Annotated in this window: 1 pseudogene; it reads right to left on the minus strand. The window is 45.3% G+C overall.

Going from position 1 to position 329, the window contains the following annotated elements:
* Positions 1-329 (minus strand): annotated as a pseudogene (locus AAEY62_RS21225) (1-deoxy-D-xylulose-5-phosphate synthase); the annotation flags it as partial.

A 329-nucleotide genomic window follows, 5' to 3' on the forward strand; every position in this document is an offset into this window, starting at 1 on the left:
GTTTTGCAGCGCTACATCGTGAATTAGCTGATCGTACGCACGTTGTAAAAAGCTTGAGTAAATTGCGACAACGGGTTTTAAGCCTTCACAAGCAAAACCAGCAGCGAGGGTTACAGCGTGCTGCTCGGCAATCGCAACATCAAAATACTGATCAGGATGCTCTTTTGAAAAACGCACCATGCCAGAGCCTTCGCGCATAGCCGGTGTTATCGCCATAAGCTTGCTGTCTTGCTTTGCTATGTCGCATAACCAGTCGCCAAATACATTAGAAAATGTAGCCGCACCGGGTTTTGATTTAGGTAAACTTGATGTATTAGGATCAAACTTAG

It is taken from the genome of Pseudoalteromonas sp. GW168-MNA-CIBAN-0100 (genome assembly GCF_040309225.1).
Classification (GTDB): Bacteria; Pseudomonadota; Gammaproteobacteria; order Enterobacterales; family Alteromonadaceae; genus Pseudoalteromonas; species Pseudoalteromonas arctica.